The following is a 24398-nucleotide window of genomic DNA, read 5'->3' as shown; positions in this document are numbered from 1 at the left end:
ATGAAAAAATTAAGTCTCATTCTTATTCTATTCGTTTTGTGTACGGCATTTACGACCTTAAATTATTACCCAATTGATGGTTATACACATACAGGAATAAAGCGCCTAAAACGGCTTGAGTTAATTAAAAGTGGAGAACTTGTTGATGCAGCTAAATTACCAGCTGGAGCAATGAAGTCTTATATGGATATTAACTTAAATCTCACATCTAAAAAAGCAGATAGTATGGGGTCTTTTCTCGTTGTCGATGATGCTTTTCAAAAAGAAATAAGTAGTTTATTTAAAGGCTTAGATAAAAGTTATTCTATTGCGGTATTAGACATTTCTAATCCTGATAGTTTACGTTATGCCAAACGAAATGAAACTTCGGGTTACCAACCAGGCAGTGTAGGTAAATTAGCTGTATTAACCGGACTTTTTACACAGTTGGCTAAGATTTATCCCGATGATTTTGAAAAACGATTAGACTTGCTGAGATCAAAATCTGTTAGAGCAGGAGTTTGGGGATTAACGGATGAACATACCATTCCTATTTATAATATTGAAACTAAAAAATTAGTAAAGCGTCAGGTAATTGCTAGTGATGTTTTTACACTTTTTGAATGGGCTGACCACATGCTATCTGTAAGTAATAATGGTGCAGCAAGTATTGTTTGGAGAGAGGTTTTGCTGATGCAAATTTTTGGAGATAAATATCCAGCATTAACACAAGACGAAGCGGATGCTTATTTTAAAACTGCTAACAGAAGAGAGTTAACGGATTTAGGTAATGATGTGGTTAATTTGCCATTAAGAGCGTTAGGCATTACTAAAGATGAATGGAGATTAGGAAGCTTCTTTACAAGAGGTGCTAATACCTATGTTGATGGCAAGGATGGAAGTATAGGTTCTCCTTTGGGATTAATGAAATTTTTAATAAAATTAGAACAAGGTAATATTGTTGACGAAGCGTCTAGTTTAGAAATGAAACGTTTAATGTATATGACAGACCGAAGAATTAGATACGCACAATCGCCAGCATTAAAAGATGCGGCTGTTTATTTTAAATCTGGAAGCCTTTATAAATGCGACCGAAGTAAAGGTGAAGCTTGTGGAAAATATATGGGTAACGTTACTAATTTTATGAATTCTGTTGTGATAGTAGAACATCCAGATAACTGTAAATACATGGTAGCTTTAATGACCAATGTGTTGCGAAAAAATTCAGGTACAGATCATATGATGTTGGCTTCTAGTATAGATAAAGTGATTACGAAGTAGTTGTAGTATTAAGTATCTCTTTTATGTTTTTTTAATTTTCGGATTGTTATCAGTAATTAAAATAAGTTCTAATAACGGATTGAATTTTGGGTCGTTAGATTTTTCAATGAGATAGAGGACGGCAAGTTTTAATTTTAAATCCTTTCTTTTTAATAATTCACTGTAGCATTCTATTTCGCTTAATACTTTTAAGTTTAATTTTTTAAGATTTTCTTCAGATCGGATGCCTATTAAAATAGATTCAGCCACAGGAATCAATTCTTTTTTGAGTTGATTATCTAGAATATTCTCTAAGAATTCAATGGCAAGTATACGTTGTTCTTCTTTTCCTTTAAGAATGGTATTTAAAATAGAATCCACATCATTGGGAGGATATTTTATACCCAAAAATCTGAATATTCGCTGCAATTGTCGGTCTAATCGCAGTTCTAATAAATTGATAAGCCCTTTTCTCGCTTCATCGATGTCTTTTGATTCTTCTGTTTGATTTTTCGATTTATAACGAATCACAATTTGAGAATGAATTACAGCAAGCGTATTTTGGTATAAATGACATTCATCCAAAATTTTATCTACTATAAATTGATCCTTAATTTGTAGGTTGTTATGTTTCCATTTAAGTCGTCTTAAAGCTTCAATCGCTTCAATCTTAATAGTGTGTTCGGTGTCGCCGGTTAATTTTATTAAAGTATTGATAGCTTTTTGAGAAGCGAAATTTTCAATGACTAAAATGGCATAATGCGCATCTTCTAATTCGATGGTTTCAGATTTAATTTTTTCAGCAAGAATATCAATAATGGGTTCACCATAAAACGTTAGCGCTTCAATAGCATTTTTCCGAGTGTCTTTACCGGATAGATAAGAAATTATAGCATCTAGAAATTGTATATCTAAAGTTTTTGAAGCACTTAGAATTGCCATATTTAAGATTTCTAAATGATCTGATTTTAGCTGAGTTTTTATGATGTCATAATACCGTTCTACTTTAGCATTACCAATAGCCTCAAGAATTGCTAATATTTTATGGTTCTTATCATCCTGAGAATTTAGTTCAGAATACTGGGTTAAAGCTGTTTTTATTTTGTCTTCTAAACTAAAGCGATGCTGTAATAATTGGTTGTTTCTTAATTCTAATGACAGTCCGACTAATGCAGCATTGGCAATAGTCTTATCGTCACTATAGAGGTACTTGTTAAATAATTCTTCGGTGTTTTTGTTATAATGTTTTAGTAAATATCTGAAGGCAACTGTGGTGACCTGTTGATCCGTATCGTGAATCATAGTTTCTATTTGAGAACTTAGATTTTCAGTTCTTAAAAAGTATAAATTGTCAATAACCAATGCACGTATTTTTGGGGATGAATTGTTAAGTTGACTTTTTATCGCAGTGAAAAAACGTTCATCTTTTACCTCAAGTGTTTTTTGAAGCATGTGCAACACTTGGTTGTCATTACCATCCTTTAAAACCCGAATAACAGTATCAATAATAGAGGTGACCTTAATATCTTTTTTAGTTGTTTTTTCTTTTTTCTCTGGTGAAATTTCTAGCAGTTTTTTAAATGAAATAATGTATTCTATTCTAAGATGATATATAAAATACAGCCAAATAATAATTAAAGCGATGATAATTAAACTGATGTAAGTCGATGCGATATCTAGTCCGTTAATAAAAAAGATAAGAATAAAACCAGCTAAACCTGTTGCAATACTATCAACCACCACGTCTGTAAACGTTTTTGTTTTCTTTTTTATATCGATAGGAATAGGAATAGACAGTAATTCCGTAGCTGCTTTATTAACCGATTGTTTTAAACTACCATCCACAACTTTTATAAAAACAATGACCCAAAGTTGAGGAATAATCAATAACAAAATAGACCCTATTAAAATACCTGAAGGTAACCAGAGTAGAGATTTTCCAACACCAAAAGTTCCAACGATTCTTTGAGTTAAAAACAACTGAATCAATAATGAGATAACACTTAATGTAGAAAACCAAAATCCAAAAAAGGAAGTTAGATCTTCTTGGTTTTCTATGAGGCGAGAGGCATAGTCACTGTATTGGTAATCAACTAGTTTAGCTATTAAAACGCTGATTCCGATGACGATAGCGATTAGTTTTAATAGTTTTGATTGTTTAATGAGTTTAAAAGGAGAATCTGTTTTAGGATCAGACCTCAAAGCCACTTGAAACGTATTCAGCTTAACGACTTCATTTTTCCAAATATAGCGTGTTATGGGAATGCAGATAGCGAGTAATGCACCAGCTACGAATAATAAATCTTCCGTATTCAAAAAAGTGGTCAATATTGATGTTAAATAACCACCAAAAATCCCTCCAGCAATGGCACCTGCACCAATGAAACCAAACACACGTTTTGCTTCTCTTGCGTTGTAAACTAGATTAGCAAGGATCCAAAACTGTGATGCCGTTAATAAACCAAAAATAGCAACCCAAACATAGGGTATGTATAGTAGGGGCCCAGCAGCAAGATTAAAATTTAGTGCGATCGAGAATAGAATTAGGGACATGACTGAACCAATTAAGGTACGATCAATGATAATATTTAAAGGATATTTTTCTAAGGCTTTATTATAAAAAAAGGACCCAATAACCGCCATTACAGCTGTTAATATATAACCTAGTGGAAGTGCATCTGCCGTTAATTCGGATAAAAATAAGGAGTTAATTGTAGGCTTTACAATTAAGAGTGTCGTTATAATAATAAATATATTTAACTGAAGAAGCAGTGTTTTAGGTAACTCTTCTTCTTTTAAGTCAAATACTTTGAGTATATATTTTTTTAAAATGTGTAATACAGACATTTAATGGGGTCATTAGTAAAGCATATTGCTAATTTAGTTATTAGCGACTACGCATTCTTCTGTTTTAAGGATCTTTTCTGTAGGTTTTATTAAACACCTATTAATGTGTTTACCTTTTGCAGAATTATTTTACAGAATTTTAATGCTTGGATCACTTAAATCAACAATATCAGAGGCCTTTATTTTTTGATCAACTAGTTTCCGTTATTTTGGATTCTTGTAAAGCTCAGTTTGATGGTCTTCCGAAAAGTAGATGCAACTAGCGTTTTTATAGATTGTAATTATTACAATAATAGATTAGAGCATTATATTTTCTGTGGCTTAGTCAATGAACGTGCTTTTTTCATTGCTTTTTCTAAAGGCTGTACTAAATTTCTAATAATGGTCTCGCCAGAATTGTCATCTATCAGTGCAACCATAATATAATGCCTCTGTGGTCCCCATACTAATGCAGAATCTGAATGGTAATTTTTCCAAGATCCAGATTTTCTATATACGTCAGCCTTAGGTGCAATTTTATCTAAAGTGTTTACAAATTTATGGTGTAATGCAGGATTTTTCATAATCTCGAGCATCTCTCTAGAGCGGGCGTCAGTGACTAAATTTCCTGTTATCATTTGATAATAAAAATTACAAACTTGTTTTGTTGTTGCAGCATGACTAAGTTGCTTTAAGGGTTCTCTATTAGTATCACCACCTCCTCCATAACGTTTGCCAACCCAAAGTCCACCACCTGTTTCCTCATCATAAAGTTGATTGTCTGGTGATCTTAAAACCTCTTCAATCTTCGCATACCCGACACGATCAATCATACGAGTTGTGGCTTGATTATTAGATTTACTAATCATCAGTTTCATATCCTCTTGGATTTCCTGAGAATCTTCTAATTCTCCTTTTTCAATGGCATCCATTGCGGCTAATAATACTGCAATCTTAGGTAAGCTAGCGGCATACATCATATTCTCATCATTGATGCCTGCGTATTTTATGTTATTTAAATCTGTTAAATCTATAATACCAATAGCCATAGATTTATTAGCTACTAAATTTTTCCAAGTTTTGTTTTATTTATTTCTTTTTCTAATATGGATTGTAACTGAAGGTTTCTAAGGTCGTCTATTTTTATTAAAGAATCCTTAACCTCAATAGGTAATTGAATGTTTGTGCTGTATTGTGTAACTTGAGTTGCGTTAGAATATAGGCGCTCTGTAGATGTTTGAGATTCACAACTATAAGCTAAAACAAGGGAAATAAGTACAACTATGTTTTTCATGAGTTTTATTAGTTTATAAATTCAATAATATACGTGCAAGGTACATACAATGGATGTCACTAGATACTCGTCTAAATCATAAATATTTCACAATATTTTAAGCATTTTGTAGGTTTTAAAGGTTTGTTTACTAGTGTTTTAGGTTGTTTGTTTTGAGTTTTGATTACAATGGAATATTCCCATGCTTACGGTTAGGTCTTACAACGTCTTTATTTTCTAGCATACTAAATGCTTTTATTAGTTTGCGTCGAGTGTTTTCAGGTAGAATCACATCATCTACAAAACCACGTTCAGCAGCACTATAAGGATTCGCGAATAATTTGGCATATTCTGCTTCTTTCTCTTTCCATTTCGCTTCTTTATCGTCTGCTTTAGAGATTTCACGTTTAAAAATAATCTCAGCTGCACCTTTGGCTCCCATAACGGCGATTTCGGCATTAGGCCAAGCAAAATTCATGTCGGCTCCAATATGTTTAGAATTCATTACATCGTACGCTCCTCCATAGGCTTTTCTAGTAATAACTGTAATTCTTGGCACAGTAGCTTCACTAAATGCATAGAGTAATTTTGCACCATTGACAATGATACCATTCCATTCTTGGTCAGTACCTGGTAAAAATCCGGGAACATCTTCAAGTACTAATAAAGGAATATTAAAACAATCACAGAAGCGCACAAAGCGCGCTGCTTTTTTAGAACTATTCACATCTAAAACTCCTGCTAGAAACATAGGTTGATTGGCTACGATACCAATGCTTTTTCCGCCTAAACGGGCAAAACCTACAATAATATTTTCGGCATAATCTTTATGAACTTCGTAAAAAGAATCTTCATCTATAATACCTTTTATAACCTGATGCATATCATAAGGTTTATTCGGGTTATCAGGGACTATTGTATTTAAAGAATCTCTAAGTTCATCCTTAAGTTCAAAAGGAATATCGTCAGCTTTTTCTTTATTGCTTTGTGGTAAATAACTCAAGAGTTTTTTGATATCCTCTAAACATTCCACATCATTTGTCGATGTAATGTGAGCCACTCCAGATTTTGAAGAATGTACACTTGCTCCACCTAATTCTTCACTAGTAACTTCTTCATTAGTCACTGTTTTTACCACATTAGGGCCTGTTACAAACATATAACTGGTGTCTTCAACCATCATTGTAAAATCGGTCATTGCAGGCGAATAAACCGCTCCCCCAGCACAAGGGCCCATAATTGCAGAAATTTGAGGAATGACTCCAGACGCCTGAACATTTCTGTAAAAGATATCAGCATAACCTCCTAAAGAACGCACACCTTCTTGAATACGTGCTCCACCAGAATCATTCAACCCGATCATTGGGGCGCCAACGTTAACAGCCATATCCATGATTTTACAGATTTTTTCGGCATGTGTTTCAGATAATGAACCACCAAAAACAGTAAAATCTTGCGCAAAGATGTATATCAATTTTCCGTTAACTGTGCCGTAACCTGTAACAACACCATCTCCGTAGAATTGCTGATCAGCCATCCCAAAATCTTTTGTTCTATGCGTGACTAAGGCTCCAATTTCTTCAAACGAACCTTCGTCTAATAAATAGAGTACGCGCTCTCTTGCTGTTAATTTTTTCTTTTGATGCTGTTTGTCTATTCGTGCTTGTCCTCCGCCAAGTTTGGCAAGAGCTAGTTTTTCGTTTAGGATTTTTATGTTGTTATTCATGCTTTATGGTTTCTCGCAAAGGCGCAATGGCGCAAAGCTGTATGTATTATATGTTTAGCTGTTTAATTGTCATTCGAATTTCTATAAACTGAGACTGCGACTGAAAACTAACGCGGTACTTTTAAAACTTTTTGTTCTTTTAAAAAATGCTTTAAGGCAATTTTTGCTGCAATTTCTGCTTCTAACGTTTCCTGATCTTGCAAAAGGCTAGGTGAGTAGTACTTTTTTACAAAATGAGTATCAAAATTTCCACTTCTAAAAGCGTCATGTTCACAAACAAAACGTCCAAAAGGCAAGGTGGTTTGTACTCCTTCTATATGATAGTTATCAATCGCTTCTATCATTAGCTCAATCGCTTCTTCACGTGTTTTGCCATAAGTTATTAATTTTGAAATCATTGGATCGTAGTAAATTGGAATATCCATACCTTGTTCAAAACCATTATCGACTCTTATATTTTCGCCTTCAGGTAAAATATAAACTTCTAAATTTCCAACGCTAGGTAAAAAATCATTCATCGGATCTTCAGCATAAACTCTAAGTTCTAGAGCGTGACCGTTGATTTTTAAATCGTCTTGCTTAAGATTAAGATGTTCTCCTCTAGCAACTTTAATTTGAAGTTCTACCAAATCGACTCCTGCAATCCACTCAGAAACAGGATGCTCAACTTGTAATCTCGTATTCATTTCTAAAAAATAGAAATTTAGATTTTCGTCTAGTAGAAATTCAACTGTTCCGGCACCGATATAGTCACAAGAACGTGCCACTTTAATAGCGGCTTGTCCCATTTTTTCTCTTAATTCTGGTGTTAAAACCGCAGAAGGAGCTTCTTCAACTACTTTTTGATGACGACGTTGTACAGAGCATTCGCGTTCAAATAGATGAATAACATGGCCATGCATATCTGCCATGACTTGAATTTCGATATGTCTAGGAGACGCTACATATTTTTCAATAAATACAGAACCGTCACCAAATGCATTTTTAGCTTCACTAATAGCTCTATCCATTTGCGATTCAAATTCCGCTTCGTTTTCAACAATTCGCATTCCTTTTCCACCACCACCCGCAGACGCTTTGATAAGGATAGGGAAACCGATGTCTTTTGCTATTTTCTTGGCTTCCGGAATATCAGTAATGGCTTCGTCAGTACCAGGAACCATCGGAATATCATAAGCTTTAACCGTTTCCTTTGCTGCTAATTTACTACCCATAACTCGGATGGCTTTAGAACGTGGTCCGATAAAAATAATGTCATTAGCTTCACATAACTCAGCAAAATCGGCATTTTCACTAAGGAATCCATAACCTGGATGAATAGCATCAACATTTAATTCTTTTGAAACTTCTATAATTTTATCACCGCGTAAATAGGATTCGTTTGAAGGTGCAGGTCCGATACAAACGGCTTGATCTGCATATTTAACATGTGGAGAATTTCTATCAGCTTCAGAAAATACGGCAACCGTTTTAATGCCCATTTTCTTTGCGGTTTGCATCACTCTTATGGCGATTTCTCCTCTGTTTGCAACTAGTAATTTTTTCATCTTAAGTGCCTGCGAAAGCAGGTATCTTTTTAATTTATACTTATTTATCTAAAGATTCTCGATACATTCTGCCTAAAAAGGCAGAGCACTCGAACTGATGTTAATTTTATTCAAACTCAATTAAAAGCATGTTTTTATCAACAGTCTGACCTTGTTTTACTTCAATGGATTTTATAACACCATCACGCGGTGATTTTAGAACATTTTCCATTTTCATGGCTTCTAAAATTAACAACGCATCATTTTCTTTAACCTCTTGACCTTCGATTACATCGATTTCTAAAATCAACCCAGGCATTGGAGCTTTGATATAGTTGACTTGTTTTGATGCGCCAATTTCAAACCCTAAGGCCTCAATTTGTTGGTCTAAGGCATCGTAAATGTCAACTTCGTATGTATTGTTATTGACTTTAATTGAATATAATTTTTGGTTGAAATCGGAGCTCAGAATTTCAGCTTTAATAGGGGTGTTATTTTGAAGAATATGATACTGATTATTTGAAGTTTCTACAGCATCTAAAGTTTCCATGCTTTCTTTTGTAACTTCGAAAGTATGGTTAGTGTTAACTTTTATTTTATACATAATATTACGTTTATTACATGATTAGCATGTAATCATTAAATCCATTGCAAAATATGAAATTATAAACTTTTATTTTATGAATTCTATAAAGATTTGAAGTTTGAATTTTTTTGATGTGCTTTGATTGCTTTCTTAGAGAGAATAATACCAATGGCTAACGAAATAAATGCACCAATGGAAATTCCTGGAATAAAATTGATGAATAAGAAGAAATCATAGGCACCATGAAATAGAGTGGCTAATAATAAACCTGTTAGATTAAGAACTAATCTATTATTCGAAAATTTAGCTTTTCCCATATAGTAGCCCATAAGCACACCATACGTAGCGTGAGCTGGGACAGCAGTAAAAGCTCTTAAAATAGCAGTTTGATAACCCCCATCAATCACATACATAATGTTTTCTGTACAAGCAAAACCCATGGAAACCATTACGGCATAGATGATACCATCATAAGGTTCGTTGAATGCTTTTTTAGGTTGTGCATAATATTTTACAATGACATATTTGCTGAATTCTTCTGCTAACGCTACGACTATAAAAGCCTGAATAAATTGTTGCCAGATGCTGAATTCATCAGTGATAGGAATTAATCGTCCTGTGAAAAAATATAATATAAAAACAATAAGAATACTTACAATAGCTCCAAAAAGAAAGCTTTTAATTAATAGGGCTCTAGGTTCTTTTTCGTGTTTATCTTGAACGTAGATATATAGAAGAATAGCACAAATAGGTGCGATGGCTAGTAGGAGTAGATTCATAAATCAAAAATAATTAAAAAAGCAGTAAGAGCTGATTTCTGCTTTTCGTATCTAAAAAGATATAGACGATGTTAGTTATAAAGTGACTGGTTAAAACTGCAATAGCAGCACCTGTAACGTGCCAAATTGGAATTAGCAAGTAACATAAAATAACATTAGAAACGCAACCAATAATGAATCTGTATACATTTTTTTGTAGGTCGTTTGTATTGATAAGGTGTTTTTCATAAATCATTCCTATAAACACAAAAAGTGGCGCCCAACAGAAAATTAATAAAGGGATTTTGGCTTCAGCATAGCTTTCTGTAAAATAAGTGCTTAATATCGCATTCCCGAAGAGTGTGTATAGCACGCCTATAAGTATGGCTAAAGCACACATAATTTTTAGCAGACGTCTTATTTTTTTGATATAAAGAGGCCTGTTATTTTGAAAGGATTCTGCTAGAGAAGGGTAGAGTGCATTAATGATAGAAAATCCGACATTCCAACTTAAAGCTATTACTAAAAATTGAACTGTAGCAAAGATGCCATTGGCATGATCTCCTAGAAAATATTTTAAAAATAGCTCATCAATTGTGATATAAAACATAATTAAACTATTGGAGATTATTAAAGGAAAGGACATTTTTAATAATGATTTCCCTAGAGGCCATGAAAAGGTCCAGTATAGAAATGAAAATTGCTTTTTATACTTTAAAATGAGTGTGTAAATTAAGCCTTGAATGAGAAAATCGAGGACAATAAGCTTGGCAAAATAATAGACATCTAATTGTTGTTTAACTCCATAATATTGTAAAGACACAATTATAATTAAACTCGTTATTTTGCTCAGGAATATAATTTTTGTTTGTTTTTTGGCTAGTAAATAATATTCAAAAACATCAGTAAGCTTGAAAAGATAACTAATGGTTATGATATAATACAATCCCTTTAAAGGGCTATTTTCGGAGAGATTAAAATAAATTAGAATTCCTATTAAAATAACAATCCAACTTATAAGGCGAAGGTAAAACGCAGTCGCTAATATTTGCTGACTTCGTTTGGGATGAAATACAATTTCTCTGATACAGATACCAGATAAGCCTAAAAAAACAAAGGAGTCAACATCCCCAAAACGGATTCCACAAATTTGAGTTTTCCTATATCTACAGTACCTAACAGACTGAAAATTTGAGGAACAATTAAAACACCTGTAATAAGTTGTATAAGTTTTTCTAAAGTAAACCATTTGGTCGCAATAAAATCTTTCTTACTAAAAACCGATGTCATGTAGTATAATTAGGTGTTCAAAGATATAAAAACCAATTCCTTTTAGTCATTTCAAAGTTTATTATTACATTCGTTTTTCAATCCATTAGATGACTCCAGAGTTTCTTCGTCGCTACTATATATTACGCATTATTTCGAACCCAATAGTTTATGGGATTGAAAAAAATGAGTTTGTGCCATTAGAGGATTTACAACGGTCTTTAGATCAGTTGCGTAGCAATAATATGGATGATCCGCTTTACGATAAACTGAACCTTCACAGTCAAAAAACGATTAAGCGCGATTTAGAAAAAATCAAATCCTATTACAAAGCTATTATTTTACACAAGCGTAATTACGGTTATTATATTGGCACTTTTGAAGTAAGTGATGAACTGAAGGAGGTTTACGAAAAAACAGAACTCTATCTCTTGCATCACCATGCCCATGCATGGAAAACATATGTAACTACAGCACGCAGTTCGTTGAGCTCGCAAGTGGATTTGGTACCTTTAATTCAAGCTATAGAGCAACATTTCTTAATTGAGATAACCTATCATGGTTGGTATGACGATAGCTTTAAGACTATAAGTGGCTTTTTTCAAGCGTTGCACATTAAGGAAATTAATAAAGCGTGGTATTTAATGGCCTATAATGAACAGTATGGGTTTTACGCCTTTTGTTTGGATAATAGAATTAAGAGTCTTTCTGTAAGTAAACAGCGGGTGAAAGAACTTGTGACTTTTAACTCAAATCACTATTTTAAAAATGTTATCGGCATTTTAAAATCAGATATAACTGCAGAATGGATCCATATAGAAGTGGCCAATCATCATTTTAAGTATTTAGAAAATAATCCATTACATCATTCTCAACAAATTGTAACACGTCCTAAAGAACTAGATACGCACAACTTAGACTATAAAAATCCTAATATTTGGGGTGAAATTAAAGTGTATGTGGAACCTAATTACGAGTTTTTAATGGAAATCTTAAAGTATAATCTTTGGGTTAAGGTGGTTAGTCCATTACATGTAAAAGCTTATGTCAAGCATCATTTGGAGTTAATGCTTAGCTATTATAACTAGATTATTTATTTAAAATTTTCCTTCTCTAGCAACCACTCTTAAGGGGGTTGAAGTCTTCCTCTAATTATTTAATATGATAATCTTAAAATATATTTTTGAAATGGACACATTTTGTCTATTTCAAGAATAGATTTGAGACTTATTAGAAATTACCCCAAAATAACCAACCTATGGCAACCTATAAATGCTGTATCTGTGGCATCCACAAAAATGATACTGTGACTTCTCAATTAAATACGAGTACGACTTGTAAATCTTTAGAAAATACTGTTGAAGTTGTGTTTCATAAATGGAATTTGATTTCTGAGGATGATTTAATGATTGACTAATTAAAAAAAATACAATGGCAACATTCGAAATTAAAACAAAGCGCGCTATAAACGTGCAAGGTGAATACGTTGATGCAGGTTTATCTGTACAGGTCAGTAGTATGTTTTCTAATCCTTTTAACGAGGTGGATAAAATACATAAGGCTTTTAAAAGAGTTCATGGAATTGACTTGAGGCCAGAGGGGTATTTGAGTTTGGGGTATTTGGAGTGTAGATTAATTTAATAGTGATTTATAAATGTATAAAAGAATATTATGTATAGTATTTCCGCTTTTAGCTTTTAATTGTGGAGATGGATTAACATACGAACAAAAACTTAATGAATATCAATCGTATATAAATATAACGGATTCCCTAATAAATGCAAATAATTATGAAGAGGCCATAAAATACGCAAACACCGCAATTTCTTTAACTGATACTTTGTCTCCTGCTTTTACAAAAAAAGGCATTGCATGCTACGAGTTAAATTGGTTAGAGTTTGCTGAAGAAAATTTTGATGAAGCTATTGAAATTGAAGGCGAAGCTTCTAAAGTTTATAAAAGAAGAGCATTAGTTCATTTAAAAAATAATGATTCAGATTTTCTAGATGACATTAACATCTATTTATTAAACTATCCTGAGGATGAAGAGGCTTTAGAAATACGCCGTGATTATTATGAAAATAAAGAAGATTACGATGAGGCAATTTTCGAATATGATTTTGCTATTGAAAAATATAGAGACAGTACAGAACTATATATAAAGAGAAGTAGTTTATTATATTTAAATGGCGATTACGAAAGAGCATTAGAAGATTATGAAAAAATTCTAGTTTTAGATGCTTCTAATACAGAAATTTATAATAAAAAGAATGACTTATTGGCCGAATTACATAAAAAAAATGATTTAATTATTTTTATTATACTTCTATTCGTTTGTTATGGGGTTTATGTTCTGATTTCATATTTCATTTTTAAAACCATTAGTTCATAGAAAAGCGCAAAATCAGATAGGTGGTGAATTCCAGATTTCTAAAGATCCACTTCTTTGGGTTTTACCTGTTCTTTTAGTACTTCTTTTTACGATTTTATATTTTCTAGACTATTTACCAACATTTTAATTTTTTTTATTATGATAGATACTATTAATTGTACCAACTGTGGTTTAGAAATAAAGTATAATATACCATGCTGTGAATGCGGTTATTATATGCCTGAAAATGAGAAAAAAGAGATACTGAATTTGATAAATAGAACAAATACAGTTCAATTATTTAATAAAAGATTAGAGAGCAGTGCAAGGGGAGCTTATCTTAAATTGGACGACTACAGTCTTGATTCTAAGTATTATAGATCTAAAACTGCTAAAAAAGATTTTGAGAAAAAGAATAATTTTATTAAAGAAGAATTAGTTCCTAAAGTTATAACTTGGAGAGAGAAAGTCATTGATGTTGAAAAAAGAATGGCTAAAGAAAGGTTAGAAGTTTATGGAAGAATTTATCAAATCACTGATTTCATAATAAATGATTTTTTTGGAAAATTTAAATTTAATGATACTGATCATAATATAAAAATTTTTCTAGAAATGAGAGATTTTAGTAAATATGAAATAGAAGAAACTTTATCAACATCTGATTTAGATTTTTCAGATATTGAAACTACAGATTTAGGCTCAAATATCTTGAGTTCAGGGTTTAATGCGCTTGCTAATGGTTCGTTTGTTGAATTATCCGAAAAATCAGAATGGTCTAAGTCAGATAAAAACAGAGTTGCGGCAGAAGTTGGTATTGCTGTTGGGATGGAAATCATTAACGGAATTTCTAATGTTATAACCAAAAACAGTAAAATTATAAATCATGTTAGAGAATCAGATTTACAACTTAACACTGAGATGGAAAAGTTAATGAATGTTATTAGTGGCTTGTCTATTGAACAAAGTACTTTGATAAAAAATAAAAGATTGTATGATAGATGTGATTTAGTTTTAGATTTTACTTATAAGTATAAATTGTTACCTATAATTAACGAATTAGTTAAAAATCCAATATTTATTGAATATAAAAATAAAAGAAGACCTTATGATTTAGAGCAAGAAAAAATTCAAATAAATGAAACTGTTTTAAACGAGAAAATCAGTTTGTCTTTTTGGGGAAGTTTGTTGAAAGGTAAAAATGCAAATTTTAAAAGTTCATGGAAAAGGAGAATCCAACTTGCCAATCTTGAAGAAAAATACACAAAAATAAACTTAGAATTGAATGAGTCTTCACATACTAATTTCAATCAACTTATAGATTATAAATCAATTAAGGACGAATATTTCAAGGATTTTGAAAAAAAGAAAGAAAACTTATAAGACGCGAAAATATTTGGAAAGATAGTTTTGAAGACGTTAAACAATATGCTGAAGTTTTTAAAAATATAAGAAAGAATTTAAATTAATAAAAAATGAAAAACAACAATTTACCTCAAAAAAAGAAAGGTTCATCTATTCAGAACAGTAAAGAAGCCGAAGAAAAACGCAGAAAGGATGAGATGAAAATTAAGGAAATGGAATTTGCAAGTACCATTCATACAAATATTACTAGTGTTAAAAATAAAGGATTAGACACCATTAATAATTTATCGAATAATAAATTAGCATCTGAAAAATTAAAGATTGATGCTAAGCAAAAAGGTATTGATAATGCAAAAATGTTTAATACTTTAAATAAAACTATTGATAAAAAATTTAGCCAGCAAGACAGAGCTATGGATAATGCTGAGAAAACATTAGATGAAGCACTTGTTAGATGGGATAAAGATGTTATCATGAAATCTTTAGATAAATTGGCAGATGTAGCTAACACCAACCCTTTAGGTAATAATCTTAATAAAGAAATTAAAACTGAAATCTCTTTAGAGGACTTTGATGATGATGATTTTATGATTGAAATTTAAATCAAGATTTTGATGATGATTTTACTTTGGAATTTTAGTGACTTAACGTTATTTATTCATCTATACTAGATACTAAACCATTAATTATCAGAAAAACTAAAGTTGAATACTTAAAACTATAATAGTTAACATAATTCAAGAGCATATGAAAGGTTTCACTCAAATTATTCATCATCAAATATTTAGCAAAAGTGTTGGTTTTTTTAATAGAAATTTTAATTGGGTAACTCATAGACAGGACGAAAATGGAAATATTTTATTAAAGGATGAATCATGGAATAAAATAATTAAAAGTCTCAATTATTTTTGGTTAGAAAGATTTGATGAAAAAGATAAATATTCCGTAAAGTCTGATTATTTACTCATATGCTTAAAAGAAGAAGAATTTCAATACTTTAATTCTATTACTGTATTCAGTGCAATTGTATTAGATAGTTCCGGTTTAAATACTTTTAAAACCTATTGGGATGAAAACTCTAGATTTATTGAAGCAGGAGATTTTTATTATCAATCATGGATAGAGTTAGATAAAATAGAATTAGGTGAAGCTTGTCATGAACCATATTTACGTTTTTATTTGGTTGACAGTATGTTGTACAATGATGTTCCGTTAAAATTATTTAACGTAAAAAGTATTGAGGGTATTAACTTCTTAATAAAATTTTATACAGGTAATGCAAGATTTGTGCAATCCATAAATCAACTATAATAATTCAAACTATTAAATTCTAAATATCAAATGTTGCATTTTTTAAAAAAAATAATAAATAAAAACAACCCAACCCGCCCATACCACCGCAAAGAAATAGATTTACTATTCACTAAAGTAAAAGCTCAAATGCACCAAGACGCATTAACTAAAGGAGGAGATGGAATAGCATTATTTACAGATTGTTATACCGGAGAAACGTTGCGTGGTGGCGATAGATATGATTATGAACATATACGCTCATCAGAAGACGTATTTATGACGTATCGAGATCGTTTAACCAATACGGAAATTGCACAAGTGGTTAATTGTCCAGAAAATGTCGCAGTGACTTTAAGAACGATTAATCAATCGAAAGGAAAAATGAGAATGGAGGCTTGGATGGCTAATTCTAATAATGTTTCAAATCACAGTATAAGCATGGCTATATCAAAAAGAAGGGTTGCTAATGCCGATTTAGGAATAAAAAATAAGGTAGAAGAAATTTTGTCTCGTAGGTGAAACCATAAATTATAAATATTAAAACAGACACATTTTGACCATTTCAGATTTACTTTTGAAAAAGCTAATAGTTAGAGAGGTTTTCTGTATGAAAATTAAATTCTAAGATTATTACATATTTACGATTTGAAGCCACTAAATACGATGTAGGGATCGCTATTTAAATATTGATTAATTGGTTTCAGTCGTAACTAGCTGAAAAAAGCCTCAACCGAATAGGTTGGGGTTTTTTATTTATAAGTATAAGCGACTATAACTTCAGTAACTTGGTTTGTATGGCCTCATGTACTTTAAGATAATAGTCATAATTGCTAGCCACAAAATGCATGTTGGTTTCACTATGTTTTAATAAGTTCTTAAACTCTTTTAGCGTCACTAATTTTAGAGCTTCAACTTCCGATTCTTGTTTTACTAAGGCGTTTAATGGCACTGTTAATTCAGCGCTATAAACTTGATGAAATTCATTATCTTGAATATTGCCATTAGCATAAAGTGTTTCATGGAGAAACGTTCCGATTTTATCAAGATGTTTTGGTTCCAGTTTTAGGCCAATTTCTTCTTCAGTTTCACGTAAAGCGGCTTCAATAAAAGTTTCACCAGCATCGATGTGTCCAGCTACAGAAACATCCCATAGCAATGGGAAAATGATTTTTTTATGGGAGCGCTGTTGTAAAAGAATTTCGCCTTTAGAAGTATACAACCATAAATGAATGGTATTATGGTACAAACCTTTGGCATGTGCTTCAGATTTTAAAGCTGTTTTTCCTGTTGGTTGACCTTGTTTTGTGACAATATCTAGCAGTTCGTCCATAGTTGTAAGAAGACCTCAAAGGTTTTAGAAATCTTTGAGGTCTTTAATATTATTGTTTTGCCAAATCTAGCTTAGCTAGTTATTTAAAATAACTAAACGTTTCTCCGTCTTCTATTTTAAGCAAGGTTTCATAAATTAATTTAATCACATTTTCAACATCGTCTCTATGTACCATTTCTACTGTGGTGTGCATGTAACGCAAAGGCAATGAAATCAAAGCAGAAGCGACGCCTCCGTTGCTATAAGCAAAAGCATCAGTATCTGTTCCTGTTGCTCTAGAAAGTGCAGCACGTTGAAACGGTATTTTATTGGCTTCAGCAGTATCTGTAATTAAATCTCTTAATTTTTGTTGAACAGCAGGTGCGTAAGCGATAACTGGTCCTTTTCCGATTTCAGCATAACCTTGCGTTTTTTGCTCAATCATAGGAGTGGTTGTATCGTGCGTTACATCGGTAACAATAGCCACATTTGGCTTAATGGTTTGTGCAATCATTTCAGCACCACGTAAGCCTATTTCTTCTTGTACAGAGTTCGTAATATAAAGTCCGAATGGTAACGTTTTCTTGTTTTCTTTCAATAAACGCGCCACTTCAGCAATCATAAAACCACCCATTCTATTATCTAAAGCTCTGCAAACAAATTTGTCTTTATTCAGAATATGAAATTCATCAGGATAGGTAATCACACAACCCACATGAACTCCCATTTTTTCAACTTCTTCTTTGTCTTTAGCTCCGACATCGATGGTAATATTATCTGGTTTTGGAGCTTGTTCTTTGGCTTTATTTCGCGTATGAATTGCTGGCCAACCAAAAACACCTTTAACGATGCCGTTTTTAGTATGGATATTCACAATTTTACTTGGAGCAATTTGATGATCACTTCCTCCATTTCTAATCACGTAGATTAAACCGTTATCAGAAATGTAGTTCACATACCAAGAAATTTCATCAGCATGGCCTTCAATAACCACTTTAAACTTAGCGTCCGGATTAATAACAGCAACAGCAGAACCATAAGTATCTGTGATAAATTCATCAACATAAGGTTTTAGATAATCCATCCAGATTTTCTGACCTTCCCACTCATAACCAGTAGGTGAGGCGTTATTTAAATATTTTTCAAGGAAATCGAGTGATTTTTTATTTAGTATGCTTTTAGAAGCCATAATATAAGTTTTGAATTTCTGTAAAAATAAAAGGATTTCCTAAGCTTTTAATACCTTTTGAAAAATTTTTGTAACAAATTCAACTATTTTTACACTAATAGATCAATAATCTTAAACTTAAATTTAATACGATGAAACATCCATCCTAAAAATTTGATAATTATTCAAATTACTAATTGGATGTTGCATGTGACCATTTTAAAACAAATAAACTTAAACACATGAAACTAGTTATAACTAACCTTACTAAAACATATAAAAAATGGTGTAAAAGCCATTGATAATCTTAACCTTGAAATCGGAACAGGAATGTTCGGTCTTTTAGGACCAAACGGAGCAGGTAAATCCTCTTTAATGCGAACTATTGCCACATTACAAAGTCCAGATTCTGGATCTATAATGTTTGGAGATATCAATGTTTTAGAGGATAAAATGGCTTTACGAAAAGTGTTAGGGTATTTACCGCAATCGTTTGGGGTCTATCCAAAAATGTCGGCGGAAGCCTTGTTAGATTATTTTGCAACTTTAAAAGGGATCAGTTCAAAAACGGATAGACAGGCCATTGTAAAAGAAGTTTTAGATATTACCAATTTGTATGACATGCGTAAAAAACATGTTGCTGGTTATTCTGGCGGTATGAAACAACGCTTTGGTATTGCACAGTTATTATTAAACAACCCAAAATTAATTATTGTAGATGAACCAACCGCAGGATTAGATCCCGCAGAACGTCATCGATTCCTAAATGTTTTACGTGAAGTTGGTACCAATTGTACCGTGATTTTTTCAACACATATTGTAGAAGATGTAAAGGAACTTTGTAACGATATGGCGATTTTAAATGGTGGTCGTATTTTAAAACAAGCGACACCATCTCAAGCTAGACAGGAATTACAAGGTCGTATTTGGACTAAGATTATAGACAGAGATGATTTAGAAGCGCACGAATCACAATTCAATATATTGTCTTCTAATTATAATGAAGATAACTCATTAAATATTCGCGTATTTAACGATGCACAACCAAGTGACGATTTTAAATCCGTTGAGCCACAGCTAGACGATGTGTACTTTATTGCACTAAAACAAGACGAGCCAGTAAGCGCAGTTTAATTTGGTATTAATCTTGAATTTTTAAAAAAGTACATCTATGTTCTCAACAATATTTACTTACGAATTAAAGTACTGGTTAAAACGACCAGCGACTTATATTTACATGGCTATTTTCTTTATGTTATCGGTCTTTATGGCCGCAACAACAGCAGGAATATTTGATAGTATCACAGCAACGACAAGCTCGGCTCGAATTGTAAATTCCCCAATCGGAATAAACAACTTATTTAATGGAGTTACTATTTTAATTTTCTTTCTATTTCCTTCCATTATTGGAGCTTCAATCAATAGGGATTTTAAAAGTGAAATGCATTCCATTTTATACTCTTATCCGTTTACAAAAGCGAATTATTTATTTGCTAAATTTTTTAGTGCCATTACTATTGTAACGCTTATAGTTTTTACCATTGGAATTGGAATGTTTATAGGCTTTAGATTGCCAGGCACTAATTCAGATTTGATTATTGCGTTTGATTTTAAATCGTATTTCGATGCGTATTGGCTTTTTATTCTGCCTAATATTTTATTGTTCGGAGCTATTGTTTTTGCGGTAGTCACCTTTTCAAGGAATATTGCAGCGGGTTTTATAACCGTTATTTTATTACTGTTTATTCAGGGAGTAACTGATAATTTATTATCGGATCCTGATAGTCGTTATTTAGCAGCCTTATTAGATCCTTTTGGATCTTCGGCTTCAGATTATTACACACGTTACTGGACGGGTTACGAGCAAAACGAGTTGCATATTCCTATTAAGGAAGTAATTCTTTATAACCGTTTAATATGGTTAGGTGTTGCTAGTTTAGTGTTTGGATTGGTGTTTAAGTTTTTTACGTTTAGTCAAAATGCAATGACTATTTCGCTCTTTAAAAAAGCAAAAGGGGAACGTTCTACAAAACGTAATTTTGGTGGTATCACAAAAATAAATCTTCCTAAGGTTGTAAATGATTATTCATTTGTTCAGAATTTAAAAGCGACTTGGAAAATATCGAATGTAGAATTTAAGTACATCGTTAAAAGTTGGCCGTTTATTAGTATTGTTTTAGTCGGATTAATTGTTGTGTTAATTGCTTTATCTGATTTTGGAAGTCCAACCGGAACCGCATCATATCCTAGAACATGGTTAATGCTACGTGGAGGTAGCGCCTTTGTATTTGCTATTAATATTTGTACATTTTTATATGCAGGTATGTTAGTGAATCGAAGTAAGATAGCCAACATAAATGGTTTAGAAGACGTTACACCAATTCCAAATTGGTCGTTATTCTTATCTAAGTTTATCGCCATAGTTAAAATGCAAGTGTTATTGCTTACCGTGGTAATGGTTGCAGGTATTTTGTTTCAATTGTATAAAGGGTATTTTGATATTGAAATAGGTTTGTATATTAAAGAATTGTTCGGTTTAAAACTGATTAATTATGTGATTTGGGCCTTTTTAGCATTGATGGTTCAAACAGTAATTAGAAATCCATATTTAGGTCTGTTTATTCTTTTGGTAATTTCAATTGGTATTCCGCTACTAACGTTAGCAGGCGTAGAGCAAGCGATATTCAAGTATAATGAAGGACCAGGATTTGGTTATAATGATATGAACGGTTACGGAGATTCATTATCTAGATATTTAACTTATAAAATGTATTGGGTACTTGGAGGCTTAATTCTAATGCTTATTGCAGCGTTGTTTTGGGTTCGTGGCTTACCGCATTCGTTTAGAGAGCGTGTAAGTATAGCGATAGACCGTTTTAGAACTCCAATTGCAATTTTATTTGTTGCACTTTTGGTAGGTTTCTTTATAATGGGGTACACTATTTTCCATGCGACTAACATTAATAATGACCGCTATTCTTCTAAAGAAGCTGAAGAACTGAGAGTGAATTGGGAGAAAATGTATAAAAAATACGAAGACTATGCGCAGCCGCGTATTATTGCTGTAAACGTCAATATGGACTTGTTTATTGACGATCGTAATTTTGAATCGTCCGGAGAATATACAATGATCAATAAAACAGATACTGCAATTGATAGTATTTTCTTAAATCATAATGATTATCCAAGTACATTTAAGTTTAGTCGCGAAAACACGTTGGTTTCAGAAGATACCCTTTACAACTTTGATATTTACAGGTTGAAAGAGCCGATGATGCCAGGTGATACCATGAGTTTGAAGTTTACAGTTAAAAATAAACCAAATACATTGTTAGTGTCTAATTCGCCAGTTATTAAGAATGGAACGTTTATTAATAACATGGAATTGTTTCCTAATTTAGGATATAATGGAGGTGAGCTTACAGATGATAAAACTCGTGAAAAATACGATTTACCACCAAACAAATTAAAACCACAGCCATCAGACTCTACTGCTTTGGGGAATACTTATATTTCTAAGGATAGTGATTGGATCGATTTTGAAGCTACCGTAAGTACAAGTGAAGATCAAATTGCCATTGCACCAGGGTATCTACAGAAGGAATGGGTAAAAGATGGAAGACGCTATTTTCATTATAAAATGGATAGTAAAATCTTGAATTTTTACGCTTTCAATTCCGCAAAGTATGAAGTAAAAAAAGACAAATGGAAAGACGTTAGTCTCGAAATTTACTATCATAAAGGGCATGAATATAACTTAGAAAGTATGATGGATGGTATGAAGGCATCCTTGGCGTACAACAGCGAAAATTTTAGTCCATACCAACACAGGCAATTACGTATTATAGAGTTTCCTAGTGGTGGATTCGCACAGTCTTTTCCTAATACAATTCCGTTCTCTGGAGATGCAGGTTTTATTGCAGACGTCGAAGAGAGTGAAGATGGTGAAGATGCCGGTTTAAACTATACCTATGCGATTACCGTACACGAAGTAGCGCACCAATGGTGGGCACACCAAGTGATTGGAGCTGATGTTTTAGGAGCAACCATGTTGTCTGAAAGTTTGTCGGAATACGTGGCTTTAAAAGTTTTAGAAAAAGAATTAGGGAAATCACAAATGCGTAAGTTTTTGAGAAAATCTTTAGACGATTATTTAATTAGTCGAACTTTTGAACGTAAACGCGAAAAACCATTAATGTACAATGATGGTCAAGGCTATATTCGCTATCAAAAAGGCTCTTTAGTATTTTATGCGCTTAGCGATTATATTGGTGAAGATGTATTAAATGGAGCTTTAAAAACCTATGTTGAAAAGGTGAAATTTCAAGAGCCTCCTTATACCACGTCTATTGATATGGTAAATCATATTAAAGCGGTGACTCCAGATAGTTTACAGTATGTTATTAAAGATATGTTTGAAACGATTACGGTGTACGATAATAGAGTTACATCTGCGACATCTACCGAATTAGATAACGGTAAGTACAAAGTGGACATAGAATTTGAAGTAAGTAAATACAGAAATGACGAAAAAGGAAAACAATTATTTTCTGAAGTCGGAAGAGATTCAATTTCATATGTACCAGAAGGAAAAGAAAAACCTATTTTGTCATTACCACTTCAAGATTATATAGATATTGGGATTTTTACGGAGAATGACGTTGATGGTAAAATGAAAGAAAAAGAACTTTATTTGAAGAAACATAAAATAACAGCTATTAATAATAAGATTTCGATAATTGTAGATGAGAAGCCGACAGAAGTTGGTGTGGATCCCTACAATAAACTTATTGATAGAGTCTCTGGCGACAACCGTCAGAAACTATAAATAGCTTCAACATTTAATATAAAAGACCTTTCAGATGAAATTAATTTGAAAGGTCTTTTTTATTTGGTGTTTTTTTGAAAAGGTTTCATAATATTAATAAGAATTTAAGGTTATAGCCTTTAAATATTATTAATTTTGAAATTGCTAAGAATCTCACATTGGAACGATTTTAGTATTAGAATACTACATGAAATACATCACCTACATAGCATTGTTTTTCTCAATGATTATAAGCGCTCAAGAAGATCCTGTAAAACAAGATTCTACTGAAGTGCACTATATGTATATTGAAGGAGATTCTATACCTGTAACTTCTGTAGAATTAAACGAAGTTTTAGTGCTGCCAAATTTAAAGTTTAAGGATAGAGATGCACGCATTCGGTATATTATTTTAAAACGAAAAACATTAAAAGTATATCCGTATGCTAAGTTAGCGGCAGAACGTTTAGAAGCCTTACAAGAGCGGTTAGATGGATTGGAGCGTAAGCGCGATAAAAAGCGCTATGCTAAAATTATTCAGAATTATATTGAAGAAGAGTTTTCTGCAGAACTTAAGAAACTTACAAAAACCGAAGGTCAGATTTTAGTAAAACTCATTCACCGACAAACCGGAAAAACAACCTTCGATCTCATTAAAGAATTACGAAGTGGCTGGCGTGCCTTTTGGTTTAATAGCACAGCGAGTTTGTTTGATATTTCATTGAAGAAAGAATTTAGTCCCATAGATGAAGAAGAAGACTATCTCATTGAAGATATTCTGCAACGTGCGTTTCAAAGTGAACGCTTAAAGCGACAAGAATCCGCTTTTGAAATTGATTTTTACAGTTGTGTAAACAAATGGTCTCCAAAAAATAGAAATTAATT

The 24398-nt window shown here is 32.4% G+C and carries 22 protein-coding genes and 1 pseudogene; 12 read left to right on the top strand and 11 right to left on the bottom strand.

Annotation, left to right across the window (positions count from 1 at the left end):
* Positions 1 to 1260 (top strand): serine hydrolase, encoded by a 1260-nt coding sequence (locus tag ADIWIN_RS14745; RefSeq protein WP_020896216.1) that lies wholly within the window; start codon positions 1 to 3, stop codon positions 1258 to 1260.
* Positions 1261 to 1281: 21 nt separating this feature from the next.
* On the opposite strand, the gene ADIWIN_RS14740 is transcribed toward ADIWIN_RS14745, so the two are convergent.
* The 9 genes from ADIWIN_RS14740 to ADIWIN_RS21470 form a co-directional block, all read right to left on the bottom strand.
* Positions 1282 to 4086: an Npt1/Npt2 family nucleotide transporter gene (locus ADIWIN_RS14740; protein WP_020896215.1), complete on the bottom strand. Its 2805-nt coding sequence runs from the start codon at positions 4084 to 4086 to the stop codon at positions 1282 to 1284.
* A gap of 305 nt (positions 4087 to 4391) precedes the next feature.
* A complete protein-coding gene (locus tag ADIWIN_RS14735) occupies positions 4392 to 5114 on the bottom strand; it encodes a serine hydrolase (RefSeq protein WP_020896214.1) in 723 nt (240 codons plus the stop codon).
* A 14-nt stretch (positions 5115 to 5128) separates the two neighbouring features.
* Positions 5129 to 5359 carry a hypothetical protein gene (locus ADIWIN_RS21960; RefSeq protein ID WP_020896213.1) on the bottom strand — a complete coding sequence of 77 codons (231 nt, stop codon included), beginning with the start codon at positions 5357 to 5359 and terminating at the stop codon, positions 5129 to 5131.
* Between the two features lie 163 nt (positions 5360 to 5522).
* Positions 5523 to 7064, bottom strand: a complete 1542-nt coding sequence (locus ADIWIN_RS14730; protein ID WP_020896212.1) for an acyl-CoA carboxylase subunit beta — start codon at positions 7062 to 7064, stop codon at positions 5523 to 5525.
* A 107-nt stretch (positions 7065 to 7171) separates the two neighbouring features.
* Positions 7172 to 8611, bottom strand: coding sequence for an acetyl-CoA carboxylase biotin carboxylase subunit (accC, locus tag ADIWIN_RS14725; RefSeq protein ID WP_020896211.1), 1440 nt, complete (start codon positions 8609 to 8611; stop codon positions 7172 to 7174).
* 106 nt (positions 8612 to 8717) lie between these two features.
* Entirely contained in the window at positions 8718 to 9194 is a 477-nt protein-coding gene (locus ADIWIN_RS14720) for an acyl-CoA carboxylase biotin carboxyl carrier protein subunit (protein WP_020896210.1), read from the bottom strand.
* Positions 9195 to 9277: 83 nt separating this feature from the next.
* On the bottom strand, positions 9278 to 9955 hold the full coding sequence (locus tag ADIWIN_RS14715; protein WP_020896209.1) for a PrsW family intramembrane metalloprotease: 678 nt from the start codon (positions 9953 to 9955) through the stop codon (positions 9278 to 9280).
* A gap of 13 nt (positions 9956 to 9968) precedes the next feature.
* Positions 9969 to 11012 (bottom strand): oligosaccharide flippase family protein, encoded by a 1044-nt coding sequence (locus ADIWIN_RS14710; protein ID WP_235047122.1) that lies wholly within the window; start codon positions 11010 to 11012, stop codon positions 9969 to 9971.
* Between the two features lie 26 nt (positions 11013 to 11038).
* Positions 11039 to 11224 (bottom strand): hypothetical protein, encoded by a 186-nt coding sequence (locus tag ADIWIN_RS21470; RefSeq protein ID WP_040757510.1) that lies wholly within the window; start codon positions 11222 to 11224, stop codon positions 11039 to 11041.
* An 89-nt stretch (positions 11225 to 11313) separates the two neighbouring features.
* On the opposite strand from ADIWIN_RS21470, the gene ADIWIN_RS14700 reads away from it, so the two are divergent.
* The 8 genes from ADIWIN_RS14700 (at position 11314) to ADIWIN_RS14670 (ending at position 16748) form a co-directional block, all read left to right on the top strand.
* On the top strand, positions 11314 to 12291 hold the full coding sequence (locus ADIWIN_RS14700) for a helix-turn-helix transcriptional regulator (RefSeq protein WP_020896207.1): 978 nt from the start codon (positions 11314 to 11316) through the stop codon (positions 12289 to 12291).
* Between the two features lie 170 nt (positions 12292 to 12461).
* Positions 12462 to 12620, top strand: coding sequence for a hypothetical protein (locus tag ADIWIN_RS20595; RefSeq protein ID WP_020896206.1), 159 nt, complete (start codon positions 12462 to 12464; stop codon positions 12618 to 12620).
* Between the two features lie 14 nt (positions 12621 to 12634).
* On the top strand, positions 12635 to 12844 hold the full coding sequence (locus ADIWIN_RS14695) for a DUF6140 family protein (protein WP_020896205.1): 210 nt from the start codon (positions 12635 to 12637) through the stop codon (positions 12842 to 12844).
* 13 nt (positions 12845 to 12857) lie between these two features.
* The gene (locus tag ADIWIN_RS14690; RefSeq protein WP_020896204.1) at positions 12858 to 13595 is read left to right on the top strand and encodes a tetratricopeptide repeat protein; all 738 of its coding nucleotides are present in this window, start codon (positions 12858 to 12860) and stop codon (positions 13593 to 13595) included.
* 138 nt (positions 13596 to 13733) lie between these two features.
* Positions 13734 to 14954 carry a hypothetical protein gene (locus tag ADIWIN_RS14685; RefSeq protein WP_040757508.1) on the top strand — a complete coding sequence of 407 codons (1221 nt, stop codon included), beginning with the start codon at positions 13734 to 13736 and terminating at the stop codon, positions 14952 to 14954.
* Between the two features lie 92 nt (positions 14955 to 15046).
* The gene (locus ADIWIN_RS14680) at positions 15047 to 15538 is read left to right on the top strand and encodes a hypothetical protein (protein WP_020896202.1); all 492 of its coding nucleotides are present in this window, start codon (positions 15047 to 15049) and stop codon (positions 15536 to 15538) included.
* A gap of 145 nt (positions 15539 to 15683) precedes the next feature.
* Entirely contained in the window at positions 15684 to 16247 is a 564-nt protein-coding gene (locus ADIWIN_RS14675; RefSeq protein ID WP_020896201.1) for a hypothetical protein, read from the top strand.
* Positions 16248 to 16376: 129 nt separating this feature from the next.
* Positions 16377 to 16748 (top strand): hypothetical protein, encoded by a 372-nt coding sequence (locus ADIWIN_RS14670; RefSeq protein ID WP_020896200.1) that lies wholly within the window; start codon positions 16377 to 16379, stop codon positions 16746 to 16748.
* A gap of 250 nt (positions 16749 to 16998) precedes the next feature.
* Here the strand turns inward: ADIWIN_RS14670 and ADIWIN_RS14665 are convergent, their stop codons facing one another.
* Together ADIWIN_RS14665 and ADIWIN_RS14660 are read right to left on the bottom strand one after the other, a co-directional pair.
* The gene (locus ADIWIN_RS14665; protein WP_020896199.1) at positions 16999 to 17559 is read right to left on the bottom strand and encodes an NUDIX hydrolase; all 561 of its coding nucleotides are present in this window, start codon (positions 17557 to 17559) and stop codon (positions 16999 to 17001) included.
* A 79-nt stretch (positions 17560 to 17638) separates the two neighbouring features.
* Positions 17639 to 18727, bottom strand: a complete 1089-nt coding sequence (locus tag ADIWIN_RS14660; RefSeq protein ID WP_020896198.1) for a M42 family metallopeptidase — start codon at positions 18725 to 18727, stop codon at positions 17639 to 17641.
* Between the two features lie 221 nt (positions 18728 to 18948).
* Here ADIWIN_RS14660 and ADIWIN_RS14655 point away from each other — a divergent pair.
* From ADIWIN_RS14655 to ADIWIN_RS14645, 3 genes and pseudogenes are all read left to right on the top strand, one after another.
* Positions 18949 to 19840 (top strand): annotated as a pseudogene (locus ADIWIN_RS14655) (ABC transporter ATP-binding protein).
* 37 nt (positions 19841 to 19877) lie between these two features.
* Positions 19878 to 23534 (top strand): ABC transporter permease/M1 family aminopeptidase, encoded by a 3657-nt coding sequence (locus ADIWIN_RS14650; RefSeq protein WP_040757504.1) that lies wholly within the window; start codon positions 19878 to 19880, stop codon positions 23532 to 23534.
* 187 nt (positions 23535 to 23721) lie between these two features.
* Complete coding sequence (locus ADIWIN_RS14645) at positions 23722 to 24396, top strand: DUF4294 domain-containing protein (RefSeq protein ID WP_020896194.1); 675 nt, start codon at positions 23722 to 23724, stop codon at positions 24394 to 24396.
* The last annotated feature ends 2 nt before the right edge of the window (positions 24397 to 24398 follow it).

Origin of the sequence: Winogradskyella psychrotolerans RS-3 (assembly GCF_000427335.1) — a bacterium.
GTDB lineage: Bacteria > Bacteroidota > Bacteroidia > Flavobacteriales > Flavobacteriaceae > Winogradskyella > Winogradskyella psychrotolerans.
Note: the sequence above shows the minus strand (reverse complement) of the source record. Positions and strands in the feature narration are given on the sequence as shown.

Excerpts from the sequence above, each read along its gene's own strand:
- ADIWIN_RS14690 (WP_020896204.1), top strand. The coding sequence starts at position 12,858 with ATGTATAAAAGAATATTATGTATAGTATTTCCGCTTTTAGCTTTTAAT.
- ADIWIN_RS14670 (WP_020896200.1), top strand. The coding sequence starts at position 16,377 with ATGCACCAAGACGCATTAACTAAAGGAGGAGATGGAATAGCATTATTT.
- ADIWIN_RS21470 (WP_040757510.1), bottom strand. The coding sequence starts at position 11,224 with ATGACATCGGTTTTTAGTAAGAAAGATTTTATTGCGACCAAATGGTTT.
- ADIWIN_RS14700 (WP_020896207.1), top strand. The coding sequence starts at position 11,314 with ATGACTCCAGAGTTTCTTCGTCGCTACTATATATTACGCATTATTTCG.
- accC (WP_020896211.1), bottom strand. The coding sequence starts at position 8,611 with ATGAAAAAATTACTAGTTGCAAACAGAGGAGAAATCGCCATAAGAGTG.
- ADIWIN_RS14675 (WP_020896201.1), top strand. The coding sequence starts at position 15,684 with ATGAAAGGTTTCACTCAAATTATTCATCATCAAATATTTAGCAAAAGT.
- ADIWIN_RS14735 (WP_020896214.1), bottom strand. The coding sequence starts at position 5,114 with ATGGCTATTGGTATTATAGATTTAACAGATTTAAATAACATAAAATAC.
- ADIWIN_RS14745 (WP_020896216.1), top strand. The coding sequence starts at position 1 with ATGAAAAAATTAAGTCTCATTCTTATTCTATTCGTTTTGTGTACGGCA.
- ADIWIN_RS14715 (WP_020896209.1), bottom strand. The coding sequence starts at position 9,955 with ATGAATCTACTCCTACTAGCCATCGCACCTATTTGTGCTATTCTTCTA.
- ADIWIN_RS14720 (WP_020896210.1), bottom strand. The coding sequence starts at position 9,194 with ATGTATAAAATAAAAGTTAACACTAACCATACTTTCGAAGTTACAAAA.
- ADIWIN_RS14660 (WP_020896198.1), bottom strand. The coding sequence starts at position 18,727 with ATGGCTTCTAAAAGCATACTAAATAAAAAATCACTCGATTTCCTTGAA.
- ADIWIN_RS14645 (WP_020896194.1), top strand. The coding sequence starts at position 23,722 with ATGAAATACATCACCTACATAGCATTGTTTTTCTCAATGATTATAAGC.
- ADIWIN_RS14730 (WP_020896212.1), bottom strand. The coding sequence starts at position 7,064 with ATGAATAACAACATAAAAATCCTAAACGAAAAACTAGCTCTTGCCAAA.
- ADIWIN_RS21960 (WP_020896213.1), bottom strand. The coding sequence starts at position 5,359 with ATGAAAAACATAGTTGTACTTATTTCCCTTGTTTTAGCTTATAGTTGT.
- ADIWIN_RS14665 (WP_020896199.1), bottom strand. The coding sequence starts at position 17,559 with ATGGACGAACTGCTAGATATTGTCACAAAACAAGGTCAACCAACAGGA.
- ADIWIN_RS14650 (WP_040757504.1), top strand. The coding sequence starts at position 19,878 with ATGTTCTCAACAATATTTACTTACGAATTAAAGTACTGGTTAAAACGA.
- ADIWIN_RS14685 (WP_040757508.1), top strand. The coding sequence starts at position 13,734 with ATGATAGATACTATTAATTGTACCAACTGTGGTTTAGAAATAAAGTAT.
- ADIWIN_RS20595 (WP_020896206.1), top strand. The coding sequence starts at position 12,462 with ATGGCAACCTATAAATGCTGTATCTGTGGCATCCACAAAAATGATACT.
- ADIWIN_RS14695 (WP_020896205.1), top strand. The coding sequence starts at position 12,635 with ATGGCAACATTCGAAATTAAAACAAAGCGCGCTATAAACGTGCAAGGT.
- ADIWIN_RS14680 (WP_020896202.1), top strand. The coding sequence starts at position 15,047 with ATGAAAAACAACAATTTACCTCAAAAAAAGAAAGGTTCATCTATTCAG.
- ADIWIN_RS14740 (WP_020896215.1), bottom strand. The coding sequence starts at position 4,086 with ATGTCTGTATTACACATTTTAAAAAAATATATACTCAAAGTATTTGAC.